This window comes from Rhizobium sp. P1_E1 (genome assembly GCF_056406015.1).
Genome location: NZ_JBFUAY010000255.1, coordinates 1 through 5,665 on the forward strand (window position 1 = coordinate 1; position 5,665 = coordinate 5,665).

General features: G+C 60.3%; 5 protein-coding genes and 1 pseudogene. 3 read left to right on the top strand and 3 right to left on the bottom strand.

Annotated features, from left to right (window positions below; translation table 11 throughout):
- From cobH to cobF, 3 genes and pseudogenes are all read right to left on the bottom strand, one after another.
- Nucleotides 1–95 (bottom strand): annotated as a pseudogene (cobH, locus tag AC1D1Z_RS33180) (precorrin-8X methylmutase); the annotation flags it as partial.
- A 2-nt stretch (nt 96–97) separates the two neighbouring features.
- Nucleotides 98–1,480 carry a precorrin-3B synthase gene (gene cobG, locus AC1D1Z_RS33185; protein WP_477853093.1) on the bottom strand — a complete coding sequence of 461 codons (1,383 nt, stop codon included), beginning with the start codon at nt 1,478–1,480 and terminating at the stop codon, nt 98–100.
- Nucleotides 1,481–1,553: 73 nt separating this feature from the next.
- Nucleotides 1,554–2,318 carry a precorrin-6A synthase (deacetylating) gene (gene cobF / locus AC1D1Z_RS33190; RefSeq protein ID WP_477853095.1) on the bottom strand — a complete coding sequence of 255 codons (765 nt, stop codon included), beginning with the start codon at nt 2,316–2,318 and terminating at the stop codon, nt 1,554–1,556.
- A gap of 203 nt (nt 2,319–2,521) precedes the next feature.
- On the opposite strand from cobF, the gene repA reads away from it, so the two are divergent.
- From repA to repC, 3 genes are all read left to right on the top strand, one after another.
- Nucleotides 2,522–3,718 carry a plasmid partitioning protein RepA gene (gene repA, locus AC1D1Z_RS33195; protein WP_047618201.1) on the top strand — a complete coding sequence of 399 codons (1,197 nt, stop codon included), beginning with the start codon at nt 2,522–2,524 and terminating at the stop codon, nt 3,716–3,718.
- Nucleotides 3,715–4,710: a plasmid partitioning protein RepB gene (repB, locus tag AC1D1Z_RS33200; protein WP_047618203.1), complete on the top strand. Its 996-nt coding sequence runs from the start codon at nt 3,715–3,717 to the stop codon at nt 4,708–4,710. Before repA ends, repB begins: the two co-directional genes overlap by 4 nt.
- Before the next feature lie 154 nt (nt 4,711–4,864).
- Nucleotides 4,865–5,665: plasmid replication protein RepC (gene repC, locus AC1D1Z_RS33205; protein WP_477853098.1), on the top strand; the 801-nt coding region annotated here is incomplete at its 3' end.

Below are 5,665 nucleotides of genomic sequence, written 5' to 3' on the forward strand. Positions count from 1 at the left end.
TCGGTGAAGCGCGAAAGATCGGCCTCGGCACGGATAATGGCAAAGGAACGCTCGTAGATCGCATCGCCGCTGCGGATATAATCGTAGTCTGGCATTCCTATTCCTGTCGCAGCGCCTTCGAAACACCGGTTGCGCCGAGCCGTGTAAGGCAGGCGGCGGTCGATTCGCCAGCGTCTTTGTTGTCTTCGATGGACCGGGCGAGCCTCTCTATAGCGAAATCGATCCGACCGCCAGCGATCCGTTCGTCCGGCAGATCCGCCGCAAGCCCATTGAGGATGAGGCCATAACCTTCCGCTGAGCCCGTCAGGGTCAGCGCCGGCCGGGCATGAGCGCAGCCCTTGGCGCAGCCGGATAGATGCAGCGTCAGCGAACCGTCGAAAAGGGCAGGTGCTGCGGCAATGAGACGGCGCGCCAGAGTTCGGGTCTCGTAAAAGGCGGAGCCGCACGCGCCGGCGCCGGCACAGGCGGCGATATGCTCGGTATTCTCGCCAGGCTGGCTGCTGAAGCCATGTCTGGCTGCGGCGATCTGCATAGCCAGCACTGCATCGTCGGAAAGCCCGATGAGGAAGAAACCGCGGCCGGGCGCAAGCCGGATGGCTGTTGCGCCACGGGCCTTTGCCAGATCGAGCAAAGCGACCAGATCGGACGCTCTCATCTGCCCGAATTCCGGCCTGACGCCGAGTATGATTTTGCCGTCGTCAAGCCTGTGCGAGCCGGCAAGCGGCATGACTGCCGCGCGAGACGAAATGAATTGAAAGCCATCCATCGCGGGAAAACGCGCCCGCAGAAGCGTCGCGTCGATATCCCTTGCTCGCCTGCCCTGCCCGAGGGTCGCCAACAAGCTCAGAATTTCGCCGACGGCTGATATTGCCGCCTCGGCAGGACCGATCGCGACTGGGATTGCAGTTTCACCGTCGCCATTGATCGCGACAAGCCAATCCGCGTCGAATTGCGCGACGACACGAATGTCGGCGAACAGTGCTGACAATCCGAAGGATCCGCCGCCGTCGACGATAAGCGAGAGCTTCGGCGCGAGCCGCGGCGAGGCGAGCAGATCGTGGAGTGTACTGCGCAAGGCCATTTCCATCACGGCCGGATCGCTTATCTCCTCCGGGTCGATGCCGTGCAGCGGCGATGTCTCGATTGCCGGCCCTTCCGGCACGGTGATACCGGCGGCATCGATATCGGCCGCGAGCTGTCCGACGGTCTCAGCCCGAAGGCCTCGGATCTGCAGATTGCCGCGGGCGGTGATTTCGAGAATGCCGTTTCCATGTGCTGCGGCGGAGCGGGCAAGGCTTGCGAACTGCGACAGCGTCAGCGCGCCGCCAGCCGGCCGCAGCCGTACCAGGAAACCGTCGCCGGTCGGCATGGGCGCGGCAAGGGCGGGGCAGGCGCCGCGTCTACGCATCTTTGCCGCCGGGCGACCGTGCAGATCCGCCTTGCCTGTCCTGTCGCTTGCCTTTGCGGCCATAGTGCTCATTCTCGATCCTCTGGCCACTTCTTACATGATCGCAGCCGGGCCGGCAAAGCATGCGGGAAAGGCTTCGCACTGGCTATTCGTCGAAATCCAGTCCCTTGCGCAGAAGATAGATGTCCATGATCCAGCCGTGCTGCTGCCTGGCCTCGGTCCTGAGCGTCAGAATGTCGGTGGCGATGTCGCCAAGTCGTCCTGATCTGACGATCTCGTCCTTGGTTCCGAGATAGGCGCCCCAGAAGATCTCGGCATCGGGATCGTTGATCTTCGCAAAAGCCTGTTCGCCGTCGAGCATGACGACGGTGCTGTCGGTTAGAAGTCCATCCTGCGCCAGCCTGCGCCCTGTGGTGATCTCGATCGGTTTGCCGACGAGGTTGACGGGGATTCTGTGGCTGGCCGCCAGCGCCTGGATGCTGGTGATGCCGGGGATGACGCTGTAATCGAAATCCAGGCTGCTTTCCTGCCGCACGCGTTCGATGATGCGGATCGTGCTGTCGTAGAGACTGGGATCGCCCCAGACGAGAAAGGCGCCGCTGCCATCATCCGGGAGACCGGAGATCAGTTCTGCATAGATGCCGGCGATCTCACCGTGCCAGGCGTCGACGCTCTGCACATAGGTCTTGTCTGCCGTCTGCCTTTGCGGCACCGCGAACTCTGAAATCCTGCCGGCCTGCCGTGTGATATAGCGGTCGCAGATATCCCGCCGGATTTCGGCGAGCTCTTCCTTGCCGACGCCCTTGACCGGCAGGAAGACCACGTCGGCTGCGTTCATTGCGTTGATGGCCTGTATGGTCAGGTGCTCCGGGTTGCCCGTGCCGATGCCGATGATATGGATATGCTTCAAGCGGATACTCCCCGTTGAGTCCTGGCGGTCATGCCGAAAAAGCTTGGACGTCGCAAGGGCTGAAGGATGAGTTGGCCGCGGCCAACCGGGCCTGTGGATAGCGGCTTAGCCCTATTGTTGCTGCAAATCCCGAATCGTGTCACTTTTGATACGCTTTTTGACGCTATGTTGACAGAAAAGCGCATCGAAAAGGATTGGGTGTTTTGGACAACATTAGCGTATCGACGACAGATGTACGGATCGAGCGGCATGCGAACCAGCTTTCGCGGCAACTGAAGCTCCTCCGTGACAAGCTGTTTCCGCCGCTCTCGCAAAAGACGCTACGAACATTCTCCTCCGGCGAGGCGGCCCAGATGATCGGCGTCTCGGACGGCTATCTTCGCCAGCTTTCACTGGATGGCAAGGGACCGCAGCCGGATCTTGCCCAGAATGGCCGGCGTTCCTACACACTCGGTCAGATCAACGAATTGCGCCAGTATATGGCGAAGCTCAAGCCGAAGGACGCGCTGTCCTATCAGCCGTGGCGCCGTCCTGGCGAAAAGCTGCAGACGGTTGCCGTGACCAATTTCAAGGGCGGCTCGGCCAAAACAACGACGACGCTCTATCTGGCGCAGTATCTGGCGCTGGCGGGTTACCGGGTGCTTGCGATCGATCTCGATCCGCAGGCTTCGCTTTCCTCAATGCTCGGCGTTCAGCCCGAATTCGATCTTTCCGAGGGCGATACGCTCTATGGCGCAATTCGTTACGATGAGGGCCGCAAGACGCTGAAGGAGATTGTCCGCAAGACCTATTTCGACGGACTGGATCTGGTGCCGGGCAATCTCGAGCTGATGGAGTTCGAGCACGAGACGCCACGGGCACTGAACGATCGGCAGCGGCCGGGCGAGCTGTTCTTCCGTCGCGTTGGCGTTGCCATTGCCGAGGTAGAGGCCGATTACGACATCGTGGTGATCGACTGCCCGCCGCAGCTTGGTTACCTCACGCTTGGCGCCGTTTGCGCCGCAACATCGCTGCTCATCACCATCCATCCGCAGATGGTCGACGTCGCTTCCATGTCGCAGTTCCTGCTGATGACTTCAGATCTGCTTTCCGTCGTACGCAAGGCCGGCGGCGACCTGCAGCATGACTTCATCAAATATGTCGTCACTCGTCACGAACCCTTCGATGCGCCGCAGTCGCAGATCGTTGCGCTGCTGCGCAGTCTTTTCAGCGATGACGTGTTGACGGCGACCATTCTCAAATCGACGGCAATCGCCGATGTCGGTCTGACCAAGCAGACGCTCTACGAGATCGAGAAAGGGCAGGTGCGCCGCTCGACCTATGACCGGGCGTTGGAATCGGTCAATGCCGCCAACAGCGAGGTTCTCGCCGGTATTCACAAAGCCTGGGGCCGCACATGAGCAGACGCGATCGCCTGAAAGGCCTCTTCGACGATACGGCGCAGGAGTTGGCCGCGGCCAACTACGAGGAGCCATCTTCGCGCGGATCGGCCGGGCCGGTTCGGACGATGGCGCTGACTCTTGGCCGCATGGAGGAAGAGAGCAGGGCGATGCAGGAGGCTTTGCTCTCCGGTGAACGCATCGTCGAGCTCGATCCTGATCTGATCGATTCCTCTTTCGTCCGCGACCGCCTTGCCGACCAGCCGCTCGATACGGAAGACGAGCTGGTGCAGTCGATTGCTGAGAACGGCCAGGAAGTGCCGATCCTCGTTCGCCGCCATCCCAATGATGAGGACCGCTACCAGATCGCCTACGGCCATCGCCGCCTGCAGGCGGTCAAGCTGCTCGGGCTCAAGGTTCAAGCGATCGTCCGTAAGCTTGACGATACCGATGTCGTCATCGCGCAGGGCATTGAGAATTCGGCGCGTCGGAACCTTTCTTATATCGAGCGCGCGGTCTTTGCCCTCAATCTCGAGCTCAAGGGTTTTGAGCGTCCCGTTATCATGAAAGCGCTGTCGACGGATAAGACGGAGCTATCGAAGCTGATATCCGTCGCAAAAGCCATCCCCGCCGAAATCGTCAGGTCGGTCGGAGCCGCGCCTGGCATCGGGCGACGCAGGTGGATGGCGCTTGCCCAGGACTGGAACGGGATGACGGCCGCCCGGCTTGCGAAGCTCATTGCTTCGGGAAGTTTCCTGGCGGAAGAGAGCGACCGCCGTTTCGAGCTTTTGGTTGCCGAGCTCGCCAAGAAAGAGGCGAAGCCCGAAACCACGGAATATGACTGGAAGCCGAAGAGCGGCGGCAAGATTGCCGGCCGAATCAAGAGCGCCGGCAATTCCTTCACGATCGCGTTGAAGACCGGCGATGCGCCGGATTTCGGCGCTTACATTTCACGCCGTCTCGATGAGCTTTACGAAGCCTATCGGGCCGGCAAATTGCAAGCAGGAGAATAGGCCGCAAAAGAAAAAAGCCTCCGAACGTTGCCGTCGCGGAAGCCTTTCTCATATCTGGACAATCTGAGAATCGCACTTCCTCGAATCACTGTCAAGCATCTTCGGCATCCTTTTGGGTGGTAGCTTTCTTTTGCCTTGAGAAAAGGTGAGGGACATGGAACCTCAATATGTATCGACGCCCTTCGGGCGGCGATCGATGACGCTTGGCATGCTGGCAAGCCAGGAAAGCGCCAGCAAGGTCGATCCGGACGCATCGGTCGACAAGTGGAAGATCTTTCGTGCACTCTGCGAAGCAAAGGACATGGTCGGCGTATCGGACCGTGCCTTGGCTGTTCTCAACGCGCTGTTGACCTTCTATCCGAAGAACGAGATTGCCGAGGCCAACGGTTTCGTCGTCTTTCCGTCGAACGAGCAACTGTCGCTTCGCACGCACGGCATGGCCGGCACGACGTTGCGGCGGAACCTGGCGATGCTGGTGGAAGCGGGCCTGATCATCCGGCGGGATAGCCCGAACGGGAAACGTTTTGCCCGCCGCAACGGCGAAGGCGGGCTGGGTGAGGCCTTTGGCTTCAGCCTGGCGCCACTCCTGGTGCGCGCTCGCGAGATCGAGGCGCAGGCGGCTCAGGTGATGGCCGCCAGACTCGAATGGAAGCGCCTGAGGGAGCGCCTGACACTTTGCCGGCGTGACATCACCAAGCTCATCGAAATCGCGCTGGAAGAGGAAATTGCCGGCGAATGGATCGAGATGCAGAAGCATTTCAATCTGCTTTCCGCAAGCCTGCCGCGCCGTCCGTCGGCTGCTGAGATGGAAAGTCTGCTGGCTGATCTCGAAGCTTTCCGGGAATTGATCGTCAAGACGCTGAAATCGAAGTCGAAAACAGAAAAAACAGACGGCAATGATAACCAAAACGGTCGGCACATACATAATTCAAACCCACACCTCACATCTGAACTT

Excerpts from the sequence above, each read along its gene's own strand:
- cobG (WP_477853093.1), bottom strand. The coding sequence starts at position 1,480 with ATGAGCACTATGGCCGCAAAGGCAAGCGACAGGACAGGCAAGGCGGAT.
- repB (WP_047618203.1), top strand. The coding sequence starts at position 3,715 with ATGAGCAGACGCGATCGCCTGAAAGGCCTCTTCGACGATACGGCGCAG.